This is a genomic window from Allobosea sp. MMO-172, from assembly GCF_037147855.1.
In the GTDB taxonomy this organism is placed as follows: Bacteria; Pseudomonadota; Alphaproteobacteria; order Rhizobiales; family Beijerinckiaceae; genus Allobosea.
In genome coordinates this window covers 304,374-330,364 of record NZ_JBBCUM010000004.1, presented here as the reverse complement: position 1 = coordinate 330,364, position 25,991 = coordinate 304,374, and the positions used below count along the sequence as shown (strand labels likewise).

The following is a 25,991-nucleotide window of genomic DNA, read 5'->3' as shown; positions in this document are numbered from 1 at the left end:
TTCTTTATGATTGCAGGCGCCCCCCAGGGCGCGCGCAATCTGCAGCCTTGCTCGCTACGAGCATGCGCCCGCAGAAACGACTTTCGGCAGGAGGTAACTTGCAAAAGCAGTATGTCCCTCGGCGCTGAAATGCAGCCCGTCGGATAGCTGATACGCAGGCGCGATCTGCCCTGGCCGCTCCAATGTCACCAGAGCGATCTTGCGATCCGCCAGCAATTGTTCGATCCGCGCCAAGGCGCTGGCGCGCTCGGGGCCTCTGTCGTTGCCGCCGGGTTGCAACACGACGACCTTTGTCTGCTTTGTCAGGAGCTTCGGCAGGCGGGCCGCCATGCCGCTCGGCGTATCGCCCGCCACGCCGGCATTGACGACACGCGCCTTGCAACCTCGCTGACGAAGCATCGCTTCCAGCTGAGCCGGATAGGCCTGAGCACGATCGACCCCGCCATGTCCGGCGCCCTTGCCCCGCCCCAGGGTATTGCTCGCGCCAAGAGCAATGACATCAGAGCTGAAGGCTGGCGCTACCGACAAACCAAAAGCCAGGCAAACGATCGGAATGTGTCGCAAGGTTACCTCCCGAATTAGCGGCGCCGATGATTTCATCGTCTCGATATGACGGCAACATTTCTTAGCCCGCCAGATCCGATCGCCCGACTTGTTTTTATCTTAGCGAGAATGGGCACGTCAGGCGGATTGCAGAGAGCTTCGCTTGGGTTTTCCAGCACCCTATCCGACGCGAAAACCCGCGACAGGCACGGATGGCCTTCACACTCACCGGTCTCTCCGGCCGCGCCTCCGCCCGAGCGTCGTCCTCCTACCGTGCAGCTTGCGGAAGACGCCCGCGCCATTTTCCGCTGTCGCGCCCACGCCGCAACTCCCGCGTATACCCCACATTAACCTTGCCGGATGCTTAACTCGCTCTGGAGCATGCGTTCCGTGGGAAACCCCGTTTCGGCCCATCTTTCGCCGGATTCACGCGCGATTGGAGGGATACGGCATTTCCCCGGATCGCGGATCGGGCGGCGGCGTGGGTCTCCCGCGACGCAAGCGGCGGGGTTTGGGCCGGGGCTGGAGCCTTGAGGCATCCGGCCACGGCGTACCGCCTGGGTGAGAAGGATGACAGGATGAACCCCGCCGACGTCGCGCAGGCCGCGCCGCAGATCGACATGTCGTTCTGGACGCTGTTCTGGCACGCCCATATCGTCGTCAAGCTGGTCATGATGGGCCTGCTCGCCGCTTCGGTCTGGTGCTGGTCGATCATCGTCGACAAGACCCTGCTTTATCGCCGGACGCGCAAGGACATGGACGCCTTCGAGGAGGTGTTCTGGTCGGGCCGTTCGCTCGAGGAGCTCTATCGCGACCTCGCCAGCAAGCCGGTCAACGACATGGCCGCCGTCTTCGTCGCGGCGATGCGGGAGTGGAAGCGCTCCTTCGAGAATGGCGGCCGCTCGGTCGCCAGCCTGCCCCAGCGCATCGACAAGGTGCTCGACGTCACCATCCAGCGCGAGACCGAGCGGCTGGAATCGGGGCTGCTCGTGCTCTCGACCATCGCCTCGGCCGCCCCCTTCATCGGCCTGTTCGGCACGGTCTGGGGCATCATGACCTCGTTCACCGCGATCGCGGTCTCCAAGAATTCCTCGCTCGCGGTCGTCGCGCCCGGCATCGCCGAAGCGCTGTTCGCCACCGCGATCGGCCTCTTTGCCGCCATTCCCGCGCTGATGGCCTACAACAAGCTCCAGGCCGAGGTCGCCAAGGCGCAAGGCCGTCTCGAAGCCTTCGCCGACGAGTTCTCCGCGATCCTGTCGCGGCAGATCGACGAGCGCATGGCGGCGTGAGGGCCTGAGCGATGGGTATGTCAGCCGCTTCAGGCGCAAAGGGCGGTTCCGGCCGCCGGGGCCGGCGTGGACGCCGCCACGGCGCCATCGCCGAGATCAACATGACGCCGTTCATCGACGTCATGCTGGTGTTGCTCATCATCTTCATGGTCGCCGCGCCGCTGATCGCGACCGGCGTGCCGCTCGACCTGCCGCAGACCGGCGCCAAGCCGATCAATGTCGATCAGAAGCCGCTGACCATCGCCATCGACAGCAAGGGTCAGATCTTCCTGCAGGACGAGCCGACGCTCGAGCCCGACCTCGTCGCCAAGCTCCAGGGCCTGGCCAAGCAGGGCTTCGACGAGCGCATCTATGTTCGCGGCGACAAGCAGGTCGATTACGGCCGCGTCGCCTCGGTGATGTCGACCATCACCGCCGCCGGCTTCAAGCGGGTCGCGCTCGTCACCGAGCCGAGCCGCTGAGAGCTGAGAGTTAGAGAGTAAGGACGTTAAGGGCGTGAAGCTTTCGACCTCCGAACCTGGCATGCTGGTGTCGGCGCTCGGCCACGCGACGTTCCTCGTCGCGGGGCTGCTGGCGTTCTCGTCGCCTGCGCCGCTGCCGGATAACGAGGAGGCGATCGCCGTCGAGGTGATCGACCCCAGCGCGCTGAACCAGGTGACGCGCGGCGAGCGCAGCGCCGAGAAGGTCCAGGCGCAGCCGACCCCGCGCGCCGAGCGCCAGTCCGAGACGGTCGAGCGCAAGGAAGCCGGCGAGGCCAAGGCCGACACGCCGGCGCCGCCCTCGCGCCCGCCAGAACTGAAGACCGCCGAGAACAACGCCACGACGCCCCCGCCGCCGGCCCGCCCGGTCGAGCCGCCGAAGCCCGAGGCCAAGCAGCCGGAACCCGCCAAGCAGCCGCCGCAGAAGAGCGAGGCCGCTGCCGCCCGCGAGGCCGAGCAGAAGCGCGAGGAATTGGCCAAGCTCGCCGAGGAGGCCGAGCTCGCCTCCAAGGCGAAGAAGGCCGAGGAAGAGGCGAAGGCCGCCGCCAAGGCCAAGGCGGAAGCCGATGCCCAGGCCGCCAAGCGCGCAGCCGACGCGAAGGCCAAGGCCGAGGCGCTCGCCAAGGCCGAAGCCGAGAAGGCCGCGAAGGAAAAGGCGGAGGCTGCCGCCAAGGCGAAGGCCGAGGCCGAGCAGAAGGCCAAGATCGCCGCCGAAGCGAAGGCCAAGCAGGAGGCCGAGGCCAAGGCGAAGAAGGAGGCGGAGATCGCCAAGAACTTCAACGCCAGCGATATCGCCAAGCTGCTCCAGTCGAAGGAGAAGGCGCAGTCGTCTGGCTCCTCGGCGCCGCAGGTCAACCGCACCGCCTCGCTCGGCACCGAGCGCGGCTCCTCGCAGAAGCTCAGCCCCTCGCTCCGGGCCCAGCTCATCGGCATCATCCAGGAACAGCTCCTGAAGTGCTGGAACGTGCCGATCGCGCTCGCCAACGCCCATGGCAACGGCAATGTCGTGCCGTCCGTGCGGATGAAACTGAACACCGACGGCTCGCTCATCGGCCAGCCCGGCGTGATCAACTCATCCGCGGATCCGCTCTTCCGGGTCGCCGCCGATTCGGCGCTGACCGCCACCCGCCGCTGCGCGCCGCTGCGCATCCCGGCTCAATTCGCCTCCTATTACGACGACTGGCGCGATGTCGTCGTCAATTTCGACGCCAGGGACGTCATGTGACCCCGATGATCGACAGAAGCCCCCTGCCCTTCCTCACGGCCGCGCCGACGCGCCGCCGTCTCCTCGCCACCGCCGGCGCGGCACTGCTGGTGCCGGCCGCGGCCAAGGCCGAGCTCGTCATCAACCTGACGGGCGGCGCCTTCCAGCCGATGCCGATCGCCATCGCCGATTTCGGCGGCGAGGGCGGCGTGCTGGTCTCCGGCGTCATCACCAACAACCTGAAGCGCTGCGGCTACTTCACACCGATCGACAAGGGCCGCTTCCCCGAAGCGAACCCACCCTTCGATGCGGCGCCACGCTTCGACGCCTGGAAGGCGGCGGGCGTGCAGGCCCTCGTCACCGGCCGCGTCGCACGCGAAGCCGGCCGCATCCGCGCCGAGTTCCGCCTCTGGGACGTCGCGACCGGCACCCAGACCGACGGCCAGCAGTATTTCACCGACCCGAGCAATGCCCGCCGCGTCGGCCACATCATCTCGGACGCGATCTTCTCGAAGGTCACCGGGCTGGGTGGCTTCTTCGACACCCGCGTCGTCTTCGTCGACGAATCCGGCCCGAAGGAAACGCGCCGCAAGCGCCTCGCCATCATGGACCAGGACGGCGCCAATGTGCGCTACCTCACCAATGGCGACACCTCCGTGGTGACGCCGCGCTATTCGCCGGTCTCGCAGGACGTGACCTTCATGACCCAGCGCCTCGGCGAGCAGCCGCGCGTGCAGGTCCTCAACATCGAGACCGGCCAGCGCCAGATCGTCGGCAACTTCCCCGACATGAGCTCGAGCCCGCGCTTTGCGCCCAACGGCCAGCGCGTCGTGCTCTCGCTGCAGCAGGGCGGCAATGCCAATCTCTACGCCATCGATATCGGCTCGCGCTCGACGACGCGCCTGACCTCGACGGCGGCGATCGACACCTCGCCTTCCTACGCGCCCGACGGCTCGCGCATCGTCTTCGAGAGCGACCGTGGCGGCCAGCAGCAGCTTTATGTGATGGGCGCCGGCGGCGGCGAGGGCCAGCGCATCTCCTTCGGTCAGGGCCGTTATTCGCAGCCGTCCTGGTCGCCGCGCGGCGACCTCATCGCCTTCACCCGCCAGGGCGGCGGCGGTTTCGCCATCGGCGTGATGCGGCCGGACGGCTCGGGCGAGCGCATCCTCACCGAGGGCTTCCACAACGAAGCCCCGAACTGGGCGCCGAACGGCCAGTACATCATGTTCTTCCGCGATCCGGGCGGCCAGTCCGGCGGCAAGCTCTACATGGTCGACATCACCGGCCGCGTCGAAGTGCCCGTGCCGACCCCGGCCTTCGCCTCCGACCCGACCTGGTCGCCCCTGCTCAGCGGCCAGCGCTGAGACGCACCGCAGGTTCCTCGAACGAGAAAAAGCCGCCCGGTCACTGCCGGGCGGCTTTTTGATTGCTGCGGCGGTTTCCTTCTTCCGCGAGCTGTGGCTGATGAGCGCGCAACAAGAGCGCCGATCCGATGCCTGCCACAGACGCCGCCCCGAAGACCTCGCGCATTCCGCGCACCGTATGGGTATTGGGCTTCGTCAGCCTGCTGATGGACGTCTCGTCGGAGATGATCCAGACGTTGCTGCCCTTCTATCTCGTGGGCGTGCTCGGCGCCTCAGCGACCTTCGTGGGCTTCGTCGAGGGCCTCTCGGTCGCGATCGCGACCGTGACCAAGCTGTTCTCCGGCGTGATCTCCGACATCACCACCCGCCGCAAGCCGCTGGCCGTGCTGGGCTACGGGCTCGGCGCCGTATCGAAGCTGATCTTCCCGCTCGCGACCTCGACCGGCTGGATCGTCACGGCCAAGGCGCTCGATCGTGTCGGCAAGGGCATTCGCGGCACGCCCCGCGACGCGCTGATCGCCGATGTGACACCGCCCGAAATCCGGGGCGCGAGCTTCGGGCTGCGCAAGTCGCTCGACACGGTCGGCGGCTTCCTCGGACCTCTAGCGGCAGTCGGGCTGATGCTCGCGCTCAACAACGACGTGCTCACGATCTACTGGATCGCAGTCGTGCCCGCCTTTCTGGCCATCGCGCTCCTCGTCTTCGGCATCAGGGAGCCCGAAGCCCCGCCATCCGCCAGGCCCGTGAAACGCTTTCGCCTCGCTAATGTCGTCCTGCTCAATCGCGCGGTCTGGCTGGTCATCATCGCCGCCTGCCTTTTGACCGCGGCACGCTTCAGCGAGGCTTTCCTGCTGCTGAAATCGCAGGAGGCCGGCTTCGCGCCGGCCATGATCCCGCTCACCATGGTGATCATGCACGCGGTCTACGGGCTGACGGCCTATCCGGTCGGCCGCCTGTCGGATCGCGTCGGGCGAACCGGCCTGCTCGTCCTCAGCATCCTCGTCCTCATCGCCGCTTACGGCGTGCTGGCAGTCGCATCCGGCATCACGGCCTTCGTGCTCGGCATCGTCCTCTGGGGCCTGCATATGGGCCTGTCACAGGGCCTGCTGGCGACGCTGATCGCCGATACCGCCCCTGCCGAGATGAAGGGCACGGCTTTCGGCTTCTTCAACCTGATGACCGGGCTCGTCGTCCTCATCGGCAATATCGCCGCCGGCCTGATCTGGGACGCCTATGGTTCGAGTGCGACGTTCCTGACCGGTGCCGCCCTGTCGGTGCTGGCCCTCTGTGCATTCATGATGCTCCGAGGGCGGATGCGGCCGGCTCAGTCGCGATAGACCGGCTCCTCAGTGTCGAGCTGGCGGCGGATCGAGGCGAGGTGCAGGCGGGCCGATTCCGGATCGCCCTCGCGCATCTGGCGATAGGCCGCTTCGGCGATCTCGGGCTTCACCGGCTTGACCTGCCGCCCCGTCGAGAGCGCCAGCGTCTGCACCTCGCAGGCCCGCTCCAGATAGTAGAGGTCGTCCCAGGCCTCGGCGATGTTGGGCCCGAGCACCATGACGCCGTGATGCTTCATGAAGACGATATCGGCGTCGCCTACCGCTGCCGCGATACGGTCGCCCTCGCGCTCGTCCAGCGCCAGCCCGTTATAGTCGCGGTCGACGACGGTGCGGCCGTAGAACTTCAGTGCCGTCTGGCCGGCGAAGATCAGCGGATCGCCCTCGGTCATCGAGAGCGCCGTCGCATAGGGCATATGGGTATGGAACGCGACCTTGGCGCGCGGGATGTTCTTGTGGATGCGGGCATGGATGTAGAAGGCCGTCGCCTCCGGCTGTCCCTCGCCCGAGACGACATTGCCGTGGAAATCGCAGATCAGCAGCTTCGAGGCGGTCAGCTCGCGGAAGGCCCAGCCATAGGGATTGACGATGAACAGGTCGTCATGGCCCGGCACCAGCGCCGAGAAATGGTTGCAGATGCCCTCCTCGAAACCGTAGCGCGCCGCCATGCGGAAGGTCGCGGCCAAGTCCCGGCGCGCCTCCCAGACGATCTCGGCATCGAGATCGGGCTGGTTCGGACCACGAAGCGGCATCACGTTCGCTGCGCCGGACTTGAGGGAATGGGCCATCGCGATCTCCGGTCGAAGGGAAAGGCGGAAACGAAGCAAGTATCGAGCCGTTGCTCGGGGAACGATAGAGCCCTTCCGGCGAAACAGGCGCTGCAATTGCCGGGGTGATCTGCAAGCTTGTTTCACGAGTGGGCGCGGATGTGTCCGCCGCACCACAGCCCTTCCCGGAATCGTCTTTCGCCATAATTGGTTAACCATAAGCCGCAATGCCGCCACTTCGCCCTGATTTGGCAAGGTCTCGTTTAGGTTGACACTTCATTGATGAGGCATTGCGAAGCCTTCCTCGAAGTGCCCCGCCACATCATTCGATTGCCCGGAGTCCAGCCATGTTCACCAATCTCGTTCCCGGCGGCCGTGCCGTCCGTTTCGCCGCCGCCATCGCCGCCACGCTCGCTCTCGGCGCCTGCGCCAAGGACCAGAACGCCGACGGCTCGGGCTTCGGCGCCGGCGGCGCCGCGACCCCGGGCAGCGCGCAGGACTTCGTCGTCAATGTCGGCGACCGCGTCTTCTTCGAAACCGACTCGACCGACCTGACCTCGACCGCGACCGCCACCCTCGACAAGCAGGTCGGCTGGCTGCAGCGCTACCCGCGCTACACCTTCACGGTCGAAGGCCATGCCGACGAGCGCGGCACCCGCGAGTACAACTATTCGCTCGGCGCCCGCCGCGCCCAGACCGTGCGCGACTACCTCGCCTCGCGCGGCATCCCGGCCAACCGCATGCGCACCATCTCCTACGGCAAGGAGCGCCCGGTCGCGGTCTGCAACGACATTTCCTGCTGGTCGCAGAACCGCCGTGTCGTCACGGTGCTGGACGGCGCCGGCGGCGTCTGATCTGAGCGGATAGACACAGAAAAGGCCCCGGATGGCGACATCCGGGGCCTTTTTCGTATCTGAATGGCGCGATCAGCCCACCGCGGTCGGGATCAGGCTGCGCGCCACGCCCTCGATCCGCTCGGCCGCCGCGACCAGCGCTTCGGCCGCCCGGTCCTCGACCTCGCTGAGGCGCTCGTCGGCGGCGCCGGCATTGCCCTGCGTCGCCGCGAGATCGGCCTCCAGCTTGGCCAGGCGCTGCTTCAGCTCATGGACCTCGTCGGCCACCATCAGCGCCGCCATGACATGCAGGCGCATGTCGCCGATCTCGCCGAAAGCCTGCCGCATCTCGCCGATCTTCTCGTCATAGAACCGGGCGAGCCCTTCGAGATGGGCCTCCTCGCCCTCCCCGCAGGCCATGCGATAGGCCTTCCCGGAAATCATGACGTTGACTTGCGGCATTCGAGCTCCAGTCCTTGTTCTAGCCTTGCGTTGCCTCGGGCTCCGGCGGCTGCTGCGCCTCCACCCGCGCGATCACCGCGCCGACGACGTTCATCGCCCGCTCCAGCCGCTGGTCGACATCGGCCGCGGCCGTCTCGACCTGGCCGAGGCGCGCCATCGCGCCGTCGAGCTCGGCCGCCAGCCGCGCCCGGTCGTCCTGCATCAGGGCGAGTTCGGTTTCGAGGTTGCCACGTCCACGCTCAGCTTCGACCCGCCGCCGCGCCGCCGCCTCCAGCTGCCCCAGCGCCGTATCGAGGCGCGCCAGCGCATTGTCCAGCATCAGGCTCGCCACCGTCGCTCTCCTTTCAGATCGAAGCCGGCTCACACGATTCGTGCCTCAATTTACAGCAAAGCGGCGGAAAACAGGAATCGATCTCGCGGCCCGGAAACACGCCTCCACAACGGCTTGCCCGGCGCAGTTGACGCGCCATCTGCGGAAAACCGATCGAAAGCCGCGCCTGCGACCCCGAAAGCGGGGTTTCGCGAATTGACTCGCGGGGAGGGCCGGGCCTAATCCACCCGTCCTTTCCAAGCCTGCCGCAAGCGGCTGCAGGAAAGCTGACGCGGAATTCACTGCCTTCCCCCTCGCCGGCCCGCTGTCGCGCAGGCCGGCCCGGTCCTCCCGCCCGCCCGACGGAGCCCTGTGAGATCATCATGACCACCATCGATCGCGCCCAGCACGACAAGCTCGCCAACGCCATCCGCGGCCTGGCGATGGATGGCGTCGAGAAGGCCAAGTCCGGCCATCCCGGCCTGCCGATGGGCGCCGCCGACATCGCCGCCGTGCTGTTTACCCGCGTGATGAAGTATGACGCCGCCGATCCGCGCTGGCCGGATCGCGACCGCTTCGTGCTCTCCGCCGGCCACGGCTCGATGCTGCTCTACGCCCTGCTCTATCTCACCGGCGCCCCCGGCATGCAGCTCGACGACCTCAAGGCCTTCCGCCAGCTCGAGTCGAAGACCCCCGGCCACCCCGAGAACTTCATGACCGCCGGCGTCGAGACCACCACCGGCCCGCTCGGCCAGGGCCTCGCCACCGCCGTCGGCATGGCGATGGCCGAGCGCATGCTCGCCGCCGAGTTCGGCAAGAAGGTCGTCGATCACCACACCTATGTGCTGGCGTCCGACGGCGACCTGATGGAGGGCATCAGCCAGGAGGCGATCGCGCTCGCCGGCCACCAGAAGCTGAACAAGCTGATCGTGCTCTGGGACGATAACGGCATCTCGATCGACGGCCCGCTCTCGATCACCGACAATGTCGATCAGGTCGCGCGCTTCAAGGCCTGCGGCTGGCGCTCCGAGCGCGTCGACGGCCATGATCCCGAGGCGATCGAGGCCGCGGTCCGCCGCGCCCAGAAGTCGAACAAGCCGACCATGATCGCCTGCAAGACCGTGATCGGCTTCGGCGCGCCGAAGAAGGCCGGCACCTCCAAGGCCCATGGCGAGCCGCTCGGCGCCGAGGAACTCGCCGCCGCCAAGCAGAAGCTCGGCATCACCGGCGGCGCCTTCGAGGTCGCGGCTGACGTGCTCAAGGCCTGGCGCGGCTTCGGTGCCGTCGGCGCCGCCGCCCACAAGGACTGGAGCGAGCGCTTCGCCACCCTCTCCGAGCGCAAGCGCGGCGAGTTCGACCGCCGCCTCGCCCTTGCCGTCCCGGCCAAGCTCGACAAGGCGATCCTCGCCCACAAGAAGGCGCTGATCGCCGCGCCGCAGGCCGTCGCCACCCGCAAGGCTTCGGAAATGGCTCTCGAAGCCATCACCCCGATCATGCCGGAGCTGGTGATGGGCTCGGCCGACCTGACCCCGTCGAACAACACCCGCACCAAGGCCGCCGAGGACTTCACCCCGAAGACCCCGAAGGGCCGCTATGTCCGCTACGGCATCCGCGAGCACGGCATGGCCGCCGCGATGAACGGCATCACGCTGCATGGCGGCTTCCGCACCGGCGGCGGCACCTTCCTGGTCTTCGCCGACTATGCCCGTCCCTCGATGCGGCTTGCCGCGCTGATGAGCCTGCCGGTCGTTTATGTCATGACCCATGACTCGATCGGCCTCGGCGAGGACGGCCCGACCCACCAGCCGGTCGAGCAGGTCGCCTCGCTCCGCGCCATGCCGAACATGCGCGTCTTCCGCCCGGCCGACACGATCGAGACGGCCGAAGCCTGGCAGGCAGCGCTAGAGCGCACCGACGGACCGACCGTGCTCGCGCTCTCGCGCCAGAACCTGCCGCAGCTGCGCACCGACGCCACCGCGAAGAACCGCTCTGCCACCGGCGCCTATGAATTGCTGGCGGCCGAGGGCGGCAAGGCCCAGGTCTCGCTCTTCGCCTCGGGTTCCGAGGTCGAGCTCGCGGTCGCCGCGCGCAAGCTGCTCGCCGAGAAGGGCGTGCGCGCCCGCGTCGTCTCGGTGCCCTCGCTCGAACTCTTCCTCGAGCAGGACGAGGCCACGCAGGCTGCTGTCATCGGCTCCGCCCCGGTCAAGATCGCGGTCGAGGCCGGCGTGCGCTTCGGCTGGGATGCCGTGATCGGCCATGACGGCACCTTCATCGGCATGAACTCCTTCGGCGCCAGCGGCCCCTACAAGGAGGTCTACAAGCATTTCGGCATCACGGCGGAGGCGATCGCCGACGCCGCGATGAAGCAGCATAACGCCTGAGCGCCTGTTTGCCGCAGGCAGGGCTGATTTTCCCGAAAGACATCTTGCGTTCGGCCATTCTTTGGCCGAATTGCCCGCGTGGATAGCGACGGCTTACGCCGGACGCTCGGCGAAGGAGAGGAAGACATGACGGTCAAGGTGGCGATCAACGGCTTCGGCCGCATCGGGCGCAACGTTCTGCGCGCGATCATCGAGTCGAAGCGCAAGGACATCGAGGTCGTGGCGATCAACGATCTCGGCCCGGTCGAGACCAATGCCCATCTCTTCCGCTTCGACTCCGTCCACGGCCGCTTCCCCGGCACGGTGACCGTTTCCGGCGACACGATCGATGTCGGCCGCGGCCCGATCAAGGTCACCGCGATCCGCGATCCCAAGGACCTGCCGCACAAGGCGCTCGGCGTCGACATCGCGCTGGAATGCACCGGCTTCTTCACCAGCAAGGAGAAGGCCTCGGCCCATCTCGCCGCCGGCGCCAAGCGCGTCCTGGTCTCGGCCCCCTGCGACGGCGCCGATCTGACCGTCGTCTTCGGCGTCAACCAGCACGAGCTGACCAAGGACCACCTCGTGGTCTCGAACGCCTCCTGCACCACGAACTGCCTCGCGCCGGTCGTGCGCGTGCTCCATGACGCCGTCGGCATCGACAAGGGCTTCATGACCACGATCCACGCCTATACCGGCGACCAGCCGACGCTCGACACGATGCACAAGGATCTCTATCGCGGCCGCGCCGCCGCGCTTTCGATGATCCCGACCTCGACCGGCGCCGCCAAGGCGATCGGCCTCGTCATCCCCGAGCTGAAGGGCCGCCTCGACGGCACCTCGGTGCGCGTGCCGACCCCGAACGTCTCGGTCGTCGACTTCAAGTTCATCTCGAAGCGCAAGACCACGGTCGAGAAGATCAACGAGGCGATCATCAAGGCGTCGAAGCGCGGCCCGCTCAAGGGCATCCTCGCCGTCACCGACCAGCCGAACGTCTCGATCGACTTCAACCACGATCCGGCGTCCTCGACCTTCGCCCTCGACCAGACCAAGGTCATGGACGACAAGTTCGTGCGCGTGCTGTCCTGGTACGACAACGAGTGGGGCTTCTCGAACCGCATGAGCGACACCGCCGTCGCCATGGGCGCCCTGCTCTGATCCATCATCACCCTGCCCCATATTGAGGGCATGACACCTGAATGCGAGGCCGCGCTGCCGAAGTGCGGTTTCGCCCCATACTTGCCAGCTACGGAGCGCCTATGGCCAAGATCGAGCCGACCGTCGTGACCCCGGCGAACACCGAGCAGCCCGTCGCATCCGGCCCCACGCTCGTGGCGACGACGCCCGCCTCCGAGACCGCTGCGCCCGTCACTGAGCCGCGCAAGCTCGACCAGCTCTCTCGCATCGAGGAGAAGGCGGCGCGCATCGAGGAGAAGTTCGCCCGCTACGAGGCCGTTCTGACCCGCGCCGAAGCCTCGCTGGAGCGCAGCGCCCACAAGGTCGATGCCGCCGCCGGCACCATGGATTTCGCGGCGATCCGCGGCGAGATCAACGCGCTCCGCAACCGCGTCGATGCGACGCCGCGCGCCGGCACGCTGTTCATGACCGCGATCGTCACGGCCGTACTGACCGTGATCCTCACCATTCTCGTGCTGAAATTCGGCGTGCCCGGCCTGTTCGGAGGCCTGCTCGCCCGATGAGCTTTCGGGACGTCGCCCTTCTGGCCGTGCCGCGCAGCCTGCGCTGGCGACCGGTCGAGGGCGTCGGACTGGAGCATCTGACGCTCGCCACCACGCAATCGGGCATCCGTGCCGAGGCCGTGGTCATCGGCGAGCGCGGCGAGCCGCCCTATGGCGTGTCCTACCGCATCGACTGCACGGCGGATTTCACGGTCACCGGCTTCGCCATCGCGACGACCGATGGCCGGCGCCTCGCCATGGAACGCCGCGCCGGCCGCTGGCATGATGCCGCCGGCACGCGGCTTCCCGCTTTCGACGACTGCATCGACATCGACCTGCAGGGCTCGCCCTTCACCAACACCCTGCCGATCCGGCGGGAGCGCTGGGAGATCGGCCAGAGCCGCACCTTCACAATGCTCTACATCCCCTTCGACGATTTCGTGCCGACCATCGACCGGCAGACCTATACCTGCCTAGCCCCGCGCCTGTTCCGCTATCAGGCGGCCGATGGCAGCTTCGAGGCCGAATTGCCTGTCGACGAGGACGGTCTCGTCGTCGATTATCCCAGCCTGTTCGAACGCATCCGATAAGAGAGCCCGATGACCGCCTTCCGCACCCTCGATGACGCCGATCTCGCCGGCAAGCGCGTGCTTGTCCGCGTCGACCTCAACGTTCCCATGGAAGACGGCAAGGTCAGCGACACCACACGCATCGACCGCATCCTGCCGACGATCCGCGAGATCGCCGACAAGGGCGGCAAGGTCGTGCTGCTCGCGCATTTCGGCCGCCCGAAGGGCCGCGACGACAAGAACAGCCTGCGCCAGGTCGTACCGGCCCTGACCGAGGCGCTCGGCCGCCCCGTCACCTTCGTCGATGACTGCATCGGCGATGACGTCGCCAAGGCGCTCGCCGCCGCGAAGAACGGCGATGTCCTGCTGCTGGAGAACACCCGCTTCCACGCCGGCGACGAGAAGAACGACCCGGACTTCGTCAAGGCGCTCGCCGCCAATGGCGATCTCTATGTCAACGACGCCTTCTCGGCCGCGCACCGCGCCCATGCCTCGACCGAAGGCCTCGCCCATGTCCTGCCGGCCTATGCCGGGCGCACCATGCAGGCGGAACTGGAGGCCCTCTCCGCAGGCCTCGACAATCCGGCCCGGCCGGTGATGGCGATCGTCGGTGGCGCCAAGGTCTCGACCAAGCTCGAATTGCTCGGCAACCTCGTCAGGAAGGTCGATGTGCTCGCCATCGGTGGCGGCATGGCCAACACCTTCCTCGCCGCGCGGGGCGTCGATGTCGGCAAGTCGCTCTGCGAGCATGACCTCGTCGGCACCGCCCGCCAGATCGAGGAGAAGGCCAAGGCCGCCGGCTGCGAGATCGTCCTGCCGGTCGATGCGCTGGTCGCGCGCGAGTTCAAGGCCCATCCCGGCCATCGCGTCGTAACGGTCGGCGAGGTCGCAGCCGACGAGATGATCCTCGATGCCGGCCCGCTCAGCGCCGCCGATGTCGTGCTGCGCCTGGACAAGGTCAAGACGCTGGTCTGGAACGGCCCCTTCGGCGCCTTCGAGCTGCCACCCTTCGACACCGCGACGGTCGCCGTCGCCAAGGCTGCGGCCAAGCGCGTCAAGGCGGGTCAGCTCGTCGCCGTCGCCGGCGGCGGTGACACCGTCGCGGCCATGAACCATGCCGGCGTCGCCGACGATCTTTCCTATGTCTCGACCGCGGGCGGCGCCTTCCTCGAATGGATGGAGGGCAAGGCCCTGCCGGGCGTCGAGGCGCTCCGGAAGGCGTGACAGCCGGATAGGCAATCTAGCTGGCCGCTTCGGCAACGGAGCGGCGGCTCGGACTTTAAGGTTTTTGCCGGTTTCGCTTTGCGCGGCCGGCGCCGACACACTAAATCCACCCTCAGACCGATGAACCAAAGGGGAGTGCCATCGTGGCCCGTATCACGCTTCGCCAGTTGCTCGATCATGCCGCCGAGAACGACTACGGCGTGCCTGCCTTCAACATCAACAACATGGAGCAGGCGCTGGCGATCATGGCGGCGGCCGACGCGACCGACGCGCCGGTGATCATCCAGGCCTCGCGCGGCGCTCGCAGCTACGCCAACGACATCATGCTCAAGCACATGATGGACGCCGTCACCGAGATCTATCCGCATATCCCGGTCTGCGTGCATCTCGACCACGGCAACGAGCCGGCGACCTGCATGACCGCGATCCAGGCCGGCTTCACCTCGGTGATGATGGACGGCTCGCTCAAGGCCGACGGCAAGACCCCGGGCGACTGGGACTACAATGTCGGCGTGACCAAGACCGTCACCGACATGGCCCATCTCGGCGGCATCTCGGTCGAGGGCGAGCTCGGCGTGCTCGGCTCGCTCGAGTCCGGCGAGGGCGAGAAGGAGGACGGCCACGGCTTCGAGGGCAAGCTCAGCCACGACCAGCTCCTGACCAACCCCGACGAAGCCGTGAAGTTCGTCGCCGAGACCAAGGTCGATGCGCTCGCCATCGCCATGGGCACCTCGCACGGCGCCTACAAGTTCACCCGCAAGCCCGACGGCGCGATCCTGGCGATGCATGTCATCGAGGCGATCCACAAGCTGCTGCCGAACACCCATCTCGTCATGCACGGCTCGTCCTCGGTCCCGCAGGATCTCCAGGACGTCATCAACCAATACGGCGGCAAGATGCCCCAGACCTGGGGCGTGCCGGTCGAGGAGATCCAGCGCGGCATCAAGCACGGTGTGCGCAAGATCAACATCGACACCGACAACCGCATGGCGATGACCGGCCAGATCCGCAAGATCCTGTCGGAGAACCCCGGTGAGTTCGATCCGCGCAAGTATCTGAAGCCCGCCATGGAAGCGATGACCAAGCTCTGCAAGCAGCGCCTTGAGGAGTTCAACACCGCCGGCCAGGCCTCGAAGATCAAGCGCGTCATCACGCTGGCCGACATGGCCAAGCGCTACGCCAAGGGCGAGCTCGACCCCACCTTCGGCGCCAGGAAGGCAGCCTGAGGCCGGCACCGCTTGCAATCCGTCATGGTCGGGCTTGTCCCGACCATCCACGTCTTCGTTCGGCGAGCATCGTGTTCGAGACGTGGATGCTCGCCACAAGAGCGAGCATGACGGCACGAGCGGCTCGGCTCCCGATAAGCTAAAAAGGCCCGGCAGCGATGCCGGGCCTTTCTCGTTCGAGAGATGCTTGGGGCAAGCCGGAGCATGACGTCTGGCAAAGCTCAAACCCCGATCTTGCCGCCACTCTTCTTGGTGATCGCCACCACTGACGGCCGCACCGGCATGTCCGGCTTGAAATCCGGCCAGCGGGTCGAGAGGTCCTCGTAATAGGAGCGGCGGCCGAATTCCGGCCAGTCCGGGCCGTCATCGCCGGGATGCTGCACGGCGACGAAGGCGGTGGTGTCGTCCGGCGTGAAGCACGGGCCGCAGAGCTCCGCGCCATGCGGCACGCGGTAGAACAGCTTCGAGGTCCGGCGCGCGCCACCCTCGGTATCGACCGCCCAGAGCCCGTCCGTGCGTCCGGTCACGTCGATGCCGTTGCCGTCGGTCGCGACCCAGAGCCGGCCGGCGGAATCGACCACGGCATTGTCGGGCATGCCGAACCAACCGTTCTTGGTCGTCTCGGTCGAGAAGCTCGCGCCAACCGCCGCGACGGAAGGATCGCCGCATTTCAGCAGGATCTCCCAGCGTCCTTTGGTCGCCGTGTGGTCGCCATCGGCCTCGGCGATCTCGATGATATGGCCAAAGGCATTCTTGGCGCGTGGATTGGCGGCGTCGACCTCGCCATCCTTGCGGCTCGTATTGTTGGTCAGCATCACATAGACGCGCCCCGTTACCGGATTCGGCGTGATGTCCTCCGGCCTATCCATCTTGGTCGCGCCGAGCAGGTCGCCGGCGCGGCGCGCCTCGATCAACACGTCGGCCTGGTTCTGGAAGCCGTTGGCGGCCGTGAGCGGCCCCTGCCCGAAGACAAGCGGCAGCCATTCATGCGTGCCGTCTGCCGCGAACTTGGCGACATAGAGCGTGCCGGCATCGAGCAGGTCGAGATTGCTGGCGCGGTTGTTAGGGTCGAAGCGGCCGGCCGTGACGAACTTGTAGACATAGTCGAAACGCTCGTCGTCGCCGAGATAGGCGACCACGCGCCCGTCCTTGGCGACGATCATGTCGGCGCCCTCATGCTTGAAGCGGCCGAGCGCAGTGCGCTTCTTCGGCACCGAGTTCGGGTCGAACGGATCGACCTCGATCACCCAGCCGAAGCGGTTGGCCTCGTTCGGCTCCTTCGCCAGGTCGAAGCGCTCCTCGAAGCGGCCCCAGGCGTAGGGCGAGGACGGCACGGCGAGGCGCTTGTAGTTCGCCTCCTCGCGATGGCCTTCCGGCAGCTTGCCGGAGAAATAACCGTGGAAATTCTCCTCGCCCGAAACGAAGGTCCCCCACGGCGTCAGCGCGCCCGAGCAGTTGTTGAGCGTTCCCAGTACCTTGCGGCCGCTGGCATCGGCCCTGGTCTGCACGCGCTCGGTGCCGGCGACCGGTCCCGAGAGCTGCATTTCGGTCGCGGCGGTGATGCGGCGATTGTACCTGGAATCCTTGACCAGTGCCCACTCGCTGCCGGTCTTGCGGATTTCCGCGACCGTCGCGCCATGCGCCATCGCCTCGATCGCGAAGCGCTCCGGCGTCGCGTTCTTCAGGACGGGCTTGCCGTCCTTCATCTCGACGACGCCCGGGAACATCAGGTGCGGGTTGGTGTATTCGTGATTGACGAAGAGCAGCCCATGCGCGGACGGATCCGCGGCGCCGGTCATCGGCACATAGCCGACGAAGTCGTTATTGTAGCCGAACTGCTTGCTCTGGGCCTCGGCGCTCTGCTTCGCCGGGTCGAAGGCCGGCGCATCGGCCGTCAGCGGGTCGCCCCAGCGCAGCAGCACCTGCGCCTCGTAGCCATCGGCGACATGGTGATCGGCATCGACGCCGACTTCGACCTCCTTGAAGGAGAAGGCCGATTTCGCGCCTTGCGCCTGCGCTTCCGCGGCGGTTTCCAGCGCCAGCGTGCCGACCGTCGCCGAGATCGCCGAAACGGCAAGCGCGCCCTTGAGCAAGCCGCGCCGCGAGAAGCGCTGCGAGATCAGCTCGCCCATGGTCGGGTTTTCGGTCGGGTTCCGCGGCTCCGCATCCTCGTGCTCCAGCATGCTGGCGCCGAAGGTGGATTCGTGATCGTCGTCGCGCATGATCGGCCTCGGTCGCTTCGGATTGGAATAATGCGCAGCTAGACCGAGCCATTGACAGCCGCATGACATCACCGTCCACCGACGGGCCATCCTGGGGCAACCCTTGTGCCCGAAGCTGGCCCCGGCCCTGCGCCCGTCACCCTTTCCGTGTCCCGCGTTTTCTGGTTCAACGCTGGCTTGCTTCCGTTCCAGCCGGCTTCCCGCACCATGTCGATCGTCTTCTCTGCCCTGGTCGCGGTATTTGTCGGCTTCGCCGCCTCCGTCGCCGTCATCCTGCAGGCCGCGCAGGCGCTGGGCGCCACACACGGCCAGACCATTTCCTGGATCGCGGCGCTCTGCCTCGCCACCGGCGCCTCCAGCCTCTTCCTGTCCTGGCGTTACCGCATGCCGATGATCTGCGCCTGGTCGACACCGGGCGCGGCGCTGATCGCGGCCGTGACCGGCTTCGACATGGCCTCTGCCGTGGGCGCCTTCCTGGTCGCAGCCGTGCTGATGATGCTGACGGCGGCCTTCCGCCCGCTCGGCAAGCTGATCGAGCGCATCCCGATGCCGGTCGCGGCCGCCATGCTCGCCGGCGTCATCTTCCGCTTCGTCGTCGCGGTCTTCGACGAGATGCGGCTCTCGCCCGGCCTCGTCCTGCCGCTGCTCGCCGTCTTTCTGGTGGCGCGGCTGCTCAATCCCTTCCTCGGCGTCATCGCCGCGCTCGTCGCCGGCATCGCGATCAGCTTTCTCGGCGGCCTCGCCCATTGGCCTGCAGGAGCCATGACGCTGAGCGGCCTCGAATTCGTCACGCCGCGCTTCGATATTCCCGCCATGCTCGGAATCGGCGTCCCGCTCTATCTCGTCACCATGGCCGCCCAGAACCTGCCGGGCTTCGCGGTGCTGCGCGCCGCCGGCTACAACCCGCCGACCGCGCCCTCGCTGTTCGTGACGGGGCTGACCTCGCTCCTGACCGCACCTTTCGGTGCGCATATGACCAACATGGCCGCGATCTCGGCCTCGATCTGCACGGGCGGCGACACCCATCCCGACCCGGCCCAGCGCTGGAAAGCGGGCGTGCTCTACGGGCTCGCCTATTTCGTCGTCGCCGCCTGCACCGGCCTGTTGATCGCCCTGCTGCTGGCCTTGCCCAAGGCGCTCATCGTCGCCGTCGCCGGGCTGGGCCTCGTCGGCTCGCTCACCGGCGCGCTCGGGCAGGCCATGGCCTCCGACAAGGAACGCTTCGCCGCCGTCGTCACCTTCGCCGTCGCCGCCTCCAGCCTATCGCTTTTCGGCATCGGCTCGGCCTTCTGGAGCCTCGTTGCCGGTCTTGCGGTCTTGACATTGGACTTCGCTGCGGGCCGTTTGCGCAGCCGATCATGACCACACAACCTTTCTCCACTCGCCTGATGCTCGTCACCCCTCCCGTCGCGGACGCGGAGGCCATGGCCTTTCGCCTGATGCAGGCCATGGCCGGCGGCGATATCGCCGCCGTGCTGCTGCGCCTGACGCCCGGCGACGACCGCAGCCGGATCGAGCGCGTCAAGCGCCTCGCCGGCCCGGTCCAGGCCAATAATGTCGCGCTCGTCGTCGAGGACAATGCGCTCGTCGCCGCGCGCGGCGGCGCTGACGGCGTCCATCTCACCGGCGGCCCGGCCGCGGTTGCCGAGGCCCGCTCCAGCCTGAAGAGCGAGCGCATCATCGGCATCGGCGGCCTGCGCGCCCGCCATGACGCCATGGATGCCGGCGAAGCCGGGGTCGATTACGTGATGTTCGGCGAGCCCCGTCCGGACGGCTCGCTGCCACCGCTGGCGGCGGTCGTCGAGCGCGCCGGCTGGTGGGCCGAAATCTTCGAGACGCCCTGCGTCGCCTATGCGCCCGATGCCGAATCCATCCCGGCCCTGGTCGAGACCGGCGCCGAATTCGTCGCCCTCGGCGCCTGGGCCTTCGACGAAGGCCAGGACATCCGTGCGCTGGTCGAGCAGGCCAATCAGGCGACCGCCGCCTGCGCGGCACGGAAGGCGGCGCGATGAAACGGCTGGTCGGGCTCGCCCTGCTCGCCGGCGCCCTGTTCGCGGGCCCGGCCGAGGCGGCGCCGGCGCCGGACATCGCCTATGGCGCCTATCAGGCCGGCCATTATCGCCGGGCTCTCTCCGAGGCGCTCAAGCGCATAGAAGCCGACAGCAGCGACGCCGGCGCGATGACCCTCCTCGGCGAGCTCTATCGCCAGGGCCTCGGCGTCCCGCCGGACCAGAAGGTCGCGTTGGAATGGTATGAGCGGGCCGAGGCGCGCGGCGACGTCAACGCCACCTTCGCGCTCGCCATGCAGCTCCTCGACGAGAAGAGCGGCAAGCGCGACCCCGCCCGCGCCGGTGTCCTTCTGGAGAAGGCCGCCGCCGCCGGCCACCCTGCCGCCAATTACAATCTCGCCCTCGCCCTGCTTGCGGCCAACAAGGAGGCAGAGGACAAGCGCGCCATCGCCAGCCTCGAGATCGCGGCGAAGGCACAGGTCGGCGATGCCATGTATGCGCTCGGCATCCTGGCCAAGCAGGGGCGCGGCATGCCGGCGAGCGAGGAGGTCGCGGCACGCTGGATGAAGCAGGCGGCCGCGGCCGGCAATCTCCCCGGCGAGGTCGAATACGCGATCATGCTGTTCAACGGCACCGGCGTGGAGAAGGACGAGGCCGCGGCGGCCAGCCTGTTCCGGCGCGCCGCCTGGCAGGGCAACCCGATCGCCCAGAACCGCCTCGCCAAGCTCTACCAGTTCGGGCTCGGCATCGCGCCGGACACGATCGAGGCCGCCGCCTGGCATCTCGCGGCCCGCGCGCAGGGCCTCAAGGACGCCGGACTCGACGACCTGTTCGAGCGCATGAAGCCCGAGCAGCAGGCCCGCGCCGTCCGCATGGCCGCCAGCCGGATCAGCAGCGCCGTCTTGACGGCGCCCTAAGACCCGCGCAAGTGACGGCACGCTAATTTTCCGCCGGGCGCAAGGCTTGCGCCGCTGGCTCACCGCGCCTCGCCGGCGCGCAAGAGGTTTTCGATGATCCGCTCCCCCCTGATGACCGTGATGACCGACGCCGTGATGAAGGCGTCCCGCTCGCTGAAGCGCGACTTCGGCGAGGTCGAGAACCTCCAGGTGCTCGCCAAGGGCCCGGGCGACTTCGTCTCCAAGGCCGATCACAAGGCCGAGGAGATCCTGCGCGAGGCACTGGAGAAGGCCCGCCCCGGCTATGGCTTCGTCCTGGAGGAGAGCGGCGTCGTCCACGGCACCGATGAGAGCAACCGCTGGCATATCGACCCGCTCGACGGCACCCATAACTTCCTGCGCGGCATCCCGCACTGGAACATCTCGGTCGCGCTGGAGCGCGACAACCAGTTCATCGCCGGCGTGATCTACGACGCCGCCAAGGACGAGATGTTCATGGCCGAGAAGGGCAAGGGCGCCTATGTCAACAACCGCCGCCTGCGCGTCTCCGGCCGCAACGAGCCGGCCGACATGCTGATCGGCACCGGCATCCCGCATATCGGCAAGGGCGGCCACGGCCAGTTCCTGCGCGAGCTCGCGGCCGTGATGCCGCGCTTCGCCAATGTCCGCCGCATGGGCTCGGCCGCGCTCGACATCGCCTATGTCGCCGCCGGCCGCATGGATGCCTATTGGGAACGCGGCCTCAACACCTGGGATTTCGCGGCCGGCGCCGTGCTGATCCGCGAGGCCGGCGGCACCTTCGGCACGCTCGACGGCAAGCCGATCACGAGCGCCAAAGACATCATCTGCGGCAATGAGGCCGGCGAGCGTGCTCTCGCCCAGGCGCTCAAGACTGCGGCCGCTTGAAACCTAACAGCCACTAAACTGTTGCTCTTTCGTGCTTGATCCCGGCGGCGTGGGAGGCGACAGTCCTCCCCGCACTCCGAGGCGAACGGAAGACGACGCATGGCGACTGAGGATTTTGCGGCCGAGCCGGCAACGGCCGCTCCGACGCGGGCGCAGGTCCGCTTCTCCAGGCCGCTTCGTTACGTCGTCCGCGCGGTCCTCTTCCTCGCCCTGATCGGCTTCCTCGGCTACATCCTGCAGGCCGGGCTGATCCAGGCCTTCATGACCAATCCGGGGCTGAACGGCCTCATCCTGGGCGCCCTGCTCGTCGGCTGCCTGATCGCGCTGCGCGAGCTCTGGCGCCTCCACAGCGAGGCGCGCGCCGCCACCAATCTCGCAGCCGCTCCCGCCTCCGCACAGGTCCGCCGCGGCCAGGTCATCGCTCCGCTGGGCTCCGTTCTGCCGGCGCTGGAGCACGGCACGCTCGCTCCCGTGCAGGCGGCCTCGACGCTCGAATCGATCGCCGTCAGGCTCGACGACGGGCGCGAGGTCCTGCGCTATCTCAGCGGGCTGCTCGTCTTCCTCGGCCTGCTCGGCACCTTCTGGGGCCTGCTCGACACGGTCGGCTCGGTCGGCGGCGTCATCAAGTCCCTGCGCACCGGCGCGGAAGCCGGCGTGCTCTTCGACGAATTGAAGGCCGGCCTTTCCGCTCCGCTCGCCGGCATGGGCCTGTCCTTCTCGTCCTCGCTCTTCGGCATCGCCGGCTCGCTGATCCTCGGCTTTCTCGACCTGCAGGTCGGGCAGGCCCAGCGCCGCTTCCGCAACGAGGTCGAGAGCTGGCTCGGCAGCCGCACCGGCTCGCCCGAGGCGCCCGCCGCCCTGCTGGGCGCCGGCAACCCGCTGGCCGACCGCTTCGAGCAGCTCAGCGCCGCCATGGCCGATGGCGCCTCCAACAACCGCGCCGCGACGCAGGCCCTCTCCAATCTGGCCGAGGGCATCCAGGGCCTCGTCCAGCACATGCGTTCCGAGCAGCAGATGATCCGCGACTGGGTCGAGGCGCAGGCCGCCCGCGAGAAGGACCTGAAGCGGCTGATCGACCGCCTCACCGCCGATCAGGTCTCCGAGCCATGATGCTCTCGGGCGGAACAGGAACCTGAGCCATGGCCCTCTCCCGCGCCCACCGCCGCGAGGAAACGAATTTCTGGCCCGGCTTCGTCGATGCGCTCTCGACGATGCTGATCGGCATCGTCTTCCTGCTCACCGTCTTCGTGCTCGGCCAGTTCTTCCTCTCGCAGGAGCTGACCGGCAAGGACACGGCGCTGGAGCGCCTCAACAAGCAGATTTCGGAGCTGACCGACCTCCTCGCACTGGAGCGCTCCTCCAACCGGCAGGCCCAGGAGAGCCTCCAGCTGATGCAGTCGACGCTGGCGCAGGCGCAGGGCGATCGTACCCGCCTGCAAGGCCTGATCGACACGCAGCAAGGCAGCAATGCCGGCGCCCAGCTCGCCGAATCCCAGAAGGCGCTCGACGCCGAGAAGCAGCTTTCCGCCCGCGCCCAGGCGACGGTCGATCTCGTCAACCAGCAGATCCAGGCCATGCGCCGCCAGCTCGCCGCGCTGGAAGAGGCGCTCGCCGCCTCCGAGGCCAAGGACAAGGATTCGCAGGCCCGCATCTCCGAGCTCGGTTCGCGCCTCAACGTCGCGCTGGCCCAGCGCGTGCAGGAGCTGGCGCGCTATCGCTCGGACTTCTTCGGCCGCCTGCGCCAGGTGCTTGGCACGCGGCCCGACATCCGCGTCGTCGGCGACCGCTTCGTCTTTCAGTCCGAAGTCTTCTTCGACGCCGGCCAGGCCGTGCTGAAGCCCGAGGGGAAGGGCGAGCTCGACAAGCTCGCCACCATCCTGCTCGACCTCGGCAACGAGATGCCGCCCGACCTGCCCTGGATCCTGCGTGTCGACGGCCATACCGACAACCACCCGATCAAGTCGGCCCAGTTCCCGTCGAACTGGTATCTCTCATCGGCGCGCGCCATCGCCGTCGTCGAGTACCTGATCTCGCGCGGCCTGCCGACCGACCGCGTCGCGGCGACCGGCTTCGGCGAGTATCAGCCGCTCGACGTCGCCAATACCGACGAGGCCCACCGTCGCAACCGCCGCATCGAGTTCAAGATCACCGAGCGGTAGGCGCTCCGCATGCGTCGGAAACCTCACCGTCATTCCGGGGCTTCGCGTCAGCGAAGAGCCCGGAACCCATGAACACGACGAGGCTTCAGTCCGTCATGCTCGCCCTTGTGGCGAGCATCCACGTCTTGAACACGGCGCTCGACGAGCGAAGACGTGGATGGTCGGGACAAGCCCGACCATGACGGGGGCGGCGTATTCATGGGTTCCGGGCTCGCTCCTTTGGAGCGCCCCGGAATGACGCTGAGGTTCCCGAGCGGCCCCTACGCCGCCTCCAGCCCGAACTGCAGCGCCGCCAGCCGCGCATAGAGCCCGCCGCGCGCCTTGAGCTCGGCATGGCTGCCCTCCTCGACGATGCGCCCGTCCTCCATGACGAGGATGCGGTCAGCCGAGAGGATGGTCGCCAACCGATGCGCCACCACCAGCGTGGTCCGGCCCTGCATCAGGCGGTCGAGCGCATCCTGCACCGCCCGCTCGCTCTCGGAATCGAGCGCCGAGGTGGCTTCGTCGAGCAGCAGGATCGGCGCGTCCTTCAGGATCGCCCGCGCGATGGCGAGGCGCTGGCGCTGCCCGCCCGAGAGCGTCACGCCGCGCTCGCCGACAACCGTCTCGTAGCCATCAGGGAGAGCGCGGATGAACTCGTCCGCCGCCGCGAGCTTCGCCGCAGCCTCGACCTCCTCCTGCGAGGCGTCAGGCCGGCCATAGGCGATGTTGTCGCGCACCGAGACGCCGAACACCGTCGGCTCCTGCGGCACCAGTGCGAAACGCTCGCGCCAGACCTCCGGATCGGCCTCGGGCCCCGCGACACCGTCGACGACGACGCGCCCGTCCTGCGGATCGTAGAAGCGCAGCGCCAGTTGCAGCACCGTGCTCTTGCCGGCGCCGGACGGGCCGACCAGCGCGATCCGCTCGCCCGGCCGAACCGAGAAGCTGAGATCCGACAGAGCCGGACCGACGCGGCCGGGATAGCTGAAGGAAACGTTCTCGAAGGCGAGCTCGCCGAGCGAGGGCGCCGGCATCGGCTTGGGGTGCGGCGGCGCGGCGATGGCCGGCTTCAGCGCCAGGATCTCGCCGAGCCGGCTGGAGGCGCCGGCGGCGGCACTGATATCGCCATAGACCTCGGAGAGCTGGCCGAGCGAGCTTGCTGCCAACACCGCATAGAGGATGAACTGCGACAGCCGTCCGCCGCTCATGCGCCCGTCGAAGACTTCGGTCGCGCCGACCCAGAGCACGCAGACCACGCTGGCGCTGACCAGGAAGATCGCGACGCCGGAAAGCAGCGCGCGCGATGCGCTCGCCTCGCGCGAGGCGCCGTAAGCGTCGTCCGAGGCCGCCTCGAACCGCGCCGAGGTCTGGCGCGCGGCACCGAAGGACTGCATCGTGCGGACCGCGCCGACAGCCTCGGCCGCGAAGGCGGAGGCATCCGCCAGCCGGTCCTGCGCCGCCCGCGAGCGCCGTCTGACCGAGCGGCCGGACAGGACCAGCGGAATCACGATCAGCGGGATGACGCCGATGACGATCGCGGACAGCCGCGGGCTGGTCGCCACCATCATCCCGAGCGCGCCCAGCGCCATGATGGCGTTGCGCAGCGCGATCGAGGCGGTCGAGGCGAAGGTCGACTTGATCTGCGTGGTGTCGGCGGTGAGCCGCGAGACGAGGTCGCCCGCCCGACTCGAATCGAAGAAGGCCGGCTCCAGCCGCGTCAGGTGACGGAAGACATCGGCGCGCAGCGAGGCGACGATGCGCTCGCCCACCGTCATCACCAAATAGAACCGCGCCGAGCTCGCCAGCGCGAGCACGGCGACCACGCCGATCAGGAGGATGAAATAGCTGTCGGCGAGCTGCCGCTCACCGCCGGCGAAGCCGACATCGATGACGCGGCGAACCGCCAGCGGCAGCGCCAGGGTCGCGAGCGACGCGACGATCAGCGCGACCAGCGCAAACGCGATCCGGCGCTTCTGCGCCCGCGCATAGGGCCAGAAGGTCGCCAGCGAGCGGAAATCGGGCCGGGCCTTCTTGGCGTTATTCTCAGCTTCGGCCACGCGCCGGAACTCCTGCTTCTCGCGCACGCGTCGCGCGCGCTCTTTCGACCAATCTCAATCTTGCCTTCGTGAAGCCGATCATGGCCGGATTGGCAAACGACGCAACGCCGCAGG

At 67.9% G+C, this 25,991-nt stretch carries 24 protein-coding genes; 18 read left to right on the top strand and 6 right to left on the bottom strand.

Annotation, left to right across the window (positions count from 1 at the left end; all coding sequences use genetic code 11):
* Positions 1-54: 54 nt before the first annotated feature.
* Positions 55-564 carry a GDSL-type esterase/lipase family protein gene (locus tag WFK61_RS08765; protein ID WP_336811137.1) on the bottom strand — a complete coding sequence of 170 codons (510 nt, stop codon included), beginning with the start codon at positions 562-564 and terminating at the stop codon, positions 55-57.
* A 557-nt stretch (positions 565-1,121) separates the two neighbouring features.
* Between WFK61_RS08765 and tolQ the strand changes: the two genes are divergently transcribed.
* From tolQ to WFK61_RS08740, 5 genes are all read left to right on the top strand, one after another.
* On the top strand, positions 1,122-1,832 hold the full coding sequence (tolQ, locus tag WFK61_RS08760) for a protein TolQ (protein WP_336811136.1): 711 nt from the start codon (positions 1,122-1,124) through the stop codon (positions 1,830-1,832).
* Positions 1,833-1,849: 17 nt separating this feature from the next.
* On the top strand, positions 1,850-2,293 hold the full coding sequence (gene tolR / locus WFK61_RS08755; RefSeq protein WP_442896280.1) for a protein TolR: 444 nt from the start codon (positions 1,850-1,852) through the stop codon (positions 2,291-2,293).
* 34 nt (positions 2,294-2,327) lie between these two features.
* Positions 2,328-3,536, top strand: a complete 1,209-nt coding sequence (gene tolA / locus WFK61_RS08750; RefSeq protein ID WP_336811134.1) for a cell envelope integrity protein TolA — start codon at positions 2,328-2,330, stop codon at positions 3,534-3,536.
* A gap of 5 nt (positions 3,537-3,541) precedes the next feature.
* Positions 3,542-4,879 (top strand): Tol-Pal system beta propeller repeat protein TolB, encoded by a 1,338-nt coding sequence (gene tolB, locus WFK61_RS08745; protein ID WP_336811133.1) that lies wholly within the window; start codon positions 3,542-3,544, stop codon positions 4,877-4,879.
* A gap of 128 nt (positions 4,880-5,007) precedes the next feature.
* Positions 5,008-6,216: an MFS transporter gene (locus WFK61_RS08740; protein WP_336811132.1), complete on the top strand. Its 1,209-nt coding sequence runs from the start codon at positions 5,008-5,010 to the stop codon at positions 6,214-6,216.
* On the opposite strand, the gene WFK61_RS08735 is transcribed toward WFK61_RS08740, so the two are convergent.
* Entirely contained in the window at positions 6,204-7,004 is an 801-nt protein-coding gene (locus WFK61_RS08735; protein WP_336811131.1) for an aldolase, read from the bottom strand. The two genes, WFK61_RS08740 and WFK61_RS08735, sit on opposite strands and share 13 nt — an antisense overlap.
* A 326-nt stretch (positions 7,005-7,330) precedes the next feature.
* On the opposite strand from WFK61_RS08735, the gene pal reads away from it, so the two are divergent.
* On the top strand, positions 7,331-7,837 hold the full coding sequence (gene pal / locus WFK61_RS08730; protein ID WP_336811130.1) for a peptidoglycan-associated lipoprotein Pal: 507 nt from the start codon (positions 7,331-7,333) through the stop codon (positions 7,835-7,837).
* 72 nt (positions 7,838-7,909) lie between these two features.
* Here the strand turns inward: pal and WFK61_RS08725 are convergent, their stop codons facing one another.
* Together WFK61_RS08725 and WFK61_RS08720 are read right to left on the bottom strand one after the other, a co-directional pair.
* Positions 7,910-8,278 carry a cell division protein ZapA gene (locus WFK61_RS08725; RefSeq protein ID WP_047580412.1) on the bottom strand — a complete coding sequence of 123 codons (369 nt, stop codon included), beginning with the start codon at positions 8,276-8,278 and terminating at the stop codon, positions 7,910-7,912.
* A 19-nt stretch (positions 8,279-8,297) separates the two neighbouring features.
* Positions 8,298-8,609, bottom strand: a complete 312-nt coding sequence (locus WFK61_RS08720) for a DUF4164 domain-containing protein (protein WP_336811129.1) — start codon at positions 8,607-8,609, stop codon at positions 8,298-8,300.
* A gap of 362 nt (positions 8,610-8,971) precedes the next feature.
* Here WFK61_RS08720 and tkt point away from each other — a divergent pair, with 362 nt between their 5' ends.
* From tkt to fba, 6 genes are all read left to right on the top strand, one after another.
* Positions 8,972-10,969, top strand: coding sequence for a transketolase (gene tkt / locus WFK61_RS08715; RefSeq protein WP_336811128.1), 1,998 nt, complete (start codon positions 8,972-8,974; stop codon positions 10,967-10,969).
* Positions 10,970-11,095: 126 nt separating this feature from the next.
* Positions 11,096-12,106: a type I glyceraldehyde-3-phosphate dehydrogenase gene (gap, locus tag WFK61_RS08710; RefSeq protein ID WP_265055978.1), complete on the top strand. Its 1,011-nt coding sequence runs from the start codon at positions 11,096-11,098 to the stop codon at positions 12,104-12,106.
* 101 nt (positions 12,107-12,207) lie between these two features.
* Positions 12,208-12,648 (top strand): hypothetical protein, encoded by a 441-nt coding sequence (locus WFK61_RS08705; RefSeq protein ID WP_336811127.1) that lies wholly within the window; start codon positions 12,208-12,210, stop codon positions 12,646-12,648.
* Positions 12,645-13,217 (top strand): putative glycolipid-binding domain-containing protein, encoded by a 573-nt coding sequence (locus tag WFK61_RS08700; protein WP_336811126.1) that lies wholly within the window; start codon positions 12,645-12,647, stop codon positions 13,215-13,217. The genes WFK61_RS08705 and WFK61_RS08700 overlap by 4 nt, the downstream gene beginning before the upstream one ends.
* A gap of 9 nt (positions 13,218-13,226) precedes the next feature.
* Positions 13,227-14,420 (top strand): phosphoglycerate kinase, encoded by a 1,194-nt coding sequence (locus WFK61_RS08695; RefSeq protein WP_336811125.1) that lies wholly within the window; start codon positions 13,227-13,229, stop codon positions 14,418-14,420.
* A 143-nt stretch (positions 14,421-14,563) separates the two neighbouring features.
* Positions 14,564-15,646, top strand: a complete 1,083-nt coding sequence (fba, locus tag WFK61_RS08690; protein WP_336811124.1) for a class II fructose-bisphosphate aldolase — start codon at positions 14,564-14,566, stop codon at positions 15,644-15,646.
* 221 nt (positions 15,647-15,867) lie between these two features.
* Here fba and WFK61_RS08685 read toward each other — a convergent pair whose 3' ends face one another.
* The gene (locus WFK61_RS08685) at positions 15,868-17,868 is read right to left on the bottom strand and encodes a PhoX family protein (protein WP_442896279.1); all 2,001 of its coding nucleotides are present in this window, start codon (positions 17,866-17,868) and stop codon (positions 15,868-15,870) included.
* Positions 17,869-18,075: 207 nt separating this feature from the next.
* Here WFK61_RS08685 and WFK61_RS08680 point away from each other — a divergent pair, with 207 nt between their 5' ends.
* From WFK61_RS08680 to WFK61_RS08655, 6 genes are all read left to right on the top strand, one after another.
* Positions 18,076-19,230 (top strand): benzoate/H(+) symporter BenE family transporter, encoded by a 1,155-nt coding sequence (locus tag WFK61_RS08680; protein WP_336811123.1) that lies wholly within the window; start codon positions 18,076-18,078, stop codon positions 19,228-19,230.
* A complete protein-coding gene (locus WFK61_RS08675; protein ID WP_336811122.1) occupies positions 19,227-19,880 on the top strand; it encodes a thiamine phosphate synthase in 654 nt (217 codons plus the stop codon). Before WFK61_RS08680 ends, WFK61_RS08675 begins: the two co-directional genes overlap by 4 nt.
* A complete protein-coding gene (locus WFK61_RS08670) occupies positions 19,877-20,794 on the top strand; it encodes a tetratricopeptide repeat protein (RefSeq protein ID WP_336811121.1) in 918 nt (305 codons plus the stop codon). Before WFK61_RS08675 ends, WFK61_RS08670 begins: the two co-directional genes overlap by 4 nt.
* Positions 20,795-20,887: 93 nt before the next feature.
* Entirely contained in the window at positions 20,888-21,679 is a 792-nt protein-coding gene (locus WFK61_RS08665; RefSeq protein WP_336811120.1) for an inositol monophosphatase family protein, read from the top strand.
* 99 nt (positions 21,680-21,778) lie between these two features.
* Positions 21,779-22,789 (top strand): flagellar motor protein MotA, encoded by a 1,011-nt coding sequence (locus WFK61_RS08660; RefSeq protein WP_336811119.1) that lies wholly within the window; start codon positions 21,779-21,781, stop codon positions 22,787-22,789.
* 29 nt (positions 22,790-22,818) lie between these two features.
* Positions 22,819-23,838, top strand: coding sequence for a peptidoglycan -binding protein (locus WFK61_RS08655; RefSeq protein ID WP_336811118.1), 1,020 nt, complete (start codon positions 22,819-22,821; stop codon positions 23,836-23,838).
* A gap of 260 nt (positions 23,839-24,098) precedes the next feature.
* Here the strand turns inward: WFK61_RS08655 and WFK61_RS08650 are convergent, their stop codons facing one another.
* Complete coding sequence (locus tag WFK61_RS08650) at positions 24,099-25,877, bottom strand: ABC transporter transmembrane domain-containing protein (protein ID WP_442896278.1); 1,779 nt, start codon at positions 25,875-25,877, stop codon at positions 24,099-24,101.
* Positions 25,878-25,991: the final 114 nt, after the last annotated feature.

Bases quoted from the DNA above. Each gene is read 5' to 3' on its own strand.
- tolQ (WP_336811136.1), top strand. From the start codon at position 1,122: ATGAACCCCGCCGACGTCGCGCAGGCCGCGCCGCAGATCGACATGTCG.
- tolR (WP_442896280.1), top strand. From the start codon at position 1,850: ATGTCAGCCGCTTCAGGCGCAAAGGGCGGTTCCGGCCGCCGGGGCCGG.
- tolB (WP_336811133.1), top strand. From the start codon at position 3,542: ATGATCGACAGAAGCCCCCTGCCCTTCCTCACGGCCGCGCCGACGCGC.
- WFK61_RS08740 (WP_336811132.1), top strand. From the start codon at position 5,008: ATGCCTGCCACAGACGCCGCCCCGAAGACCTCGCGCATTCCGCGCACC.
- WFK61_RS08735 (WP_336811131.1), bottom strand. From the start codon at position 7,004: ATGGCCCATTCCCTCAAGTCCGGCGCAGCGAACGTGATGCCGCTTCGT.
- pal (WP_336811130.1), top strand. From the start codon at position 7,331: ATGTTCACCAATCTCGTTCCCGGCGGCCGTGCCGTCCGTTTCGCCGCC.
- WFK61_RS08725 (WP_047580412.1), bottom strand. From the start codon at position 8,278: ATGCCGCAAGTCAACGTCATGATTTCCGGGAAGGCCTATCGCATGGCC.
- tkt (WP_336811128.1), top strand. From the start codon at position 8,972: ATGACCACCATCGATCGCGCCCAGCACGACAAGCTCGCCAACGCCATC.
- gap (WP_265055978.1), top strand. From the start codon at position 11,096: ATGACGGTCAAGGTGGCGATCAACGGCTTCGGCCGCATCGGGCGCAAC.
- WFK61_RS08705 (WP_336811127.1), top strand. From the start codon at position 12,208: ATGGCCAAGATCGAGCCGACCGTCGTGACCCCGGCGAACACCGAGCAG.
- WFK61_RS08700 (WP_336811126.1), top strand. From the start codon at position 12,645: ATGAGCTTTCGGGACGTCGCCCTTCTGGCCGTGCCGCGCAGCCTGCGC.
- WFK61_RS08695 (WP_336811125.1), top strand. From the start codon at position 13,227: ATGACCGCCTTCCGCACCCTCGATGACGCCGATCTCGCCGGCAAGCGC.
- WFK61_RS08685 (WP_442896279.1), bottom strand. From the start codon at position 17,868: ATGCGCGACGACGATCACGAATCCACCTTCGGCGCCAGCATGCTGGAG.
- WFK61_RS08680 (WP_336811123.1), top strand. From the start codon at position 18,076: ATGTCGATCGTCTTCTCTGCCCTGGTCGCGGTATTTGTCGGCTTCGCC.
- WFK61_RS08675 (WP_336811122.1), top strand. From the start codon at position 19,227: ATGACCACACAACCTTTCTCCACTCGCCTGATGCTCGTCACCCCTCCC.
- WFK61_RS08670 (WP_336811121.1), top strand. From the start codon at position 19,877: ATGAAACGGCTGGTCGGGCTCGCCCTGCTCGCCGGCGCCCTGTTCGCG.
- WFK61_RS08665 (WP_336811120.1), top strand. From the start codon at position 20,888: ATGATCCGCTCCCCCCTGATGACCGTGATGACCGACGCCGTGATGAAG.
- WFK61_RS08660 (WP_336811119.1), top strand. From the start codon at position 21,779: ATGGCGACTGAGGATTTTGCGGCCGAGCCGGCAACGGCCGCTCCGACG.
- WFK61_RS08655 (WP_336811118.1), top strand. From the start codon at position 22,819: ATGGCCCTCTCCCGCGCCCACCGCCGCGAGGAAACGAATTTCTGGCCC.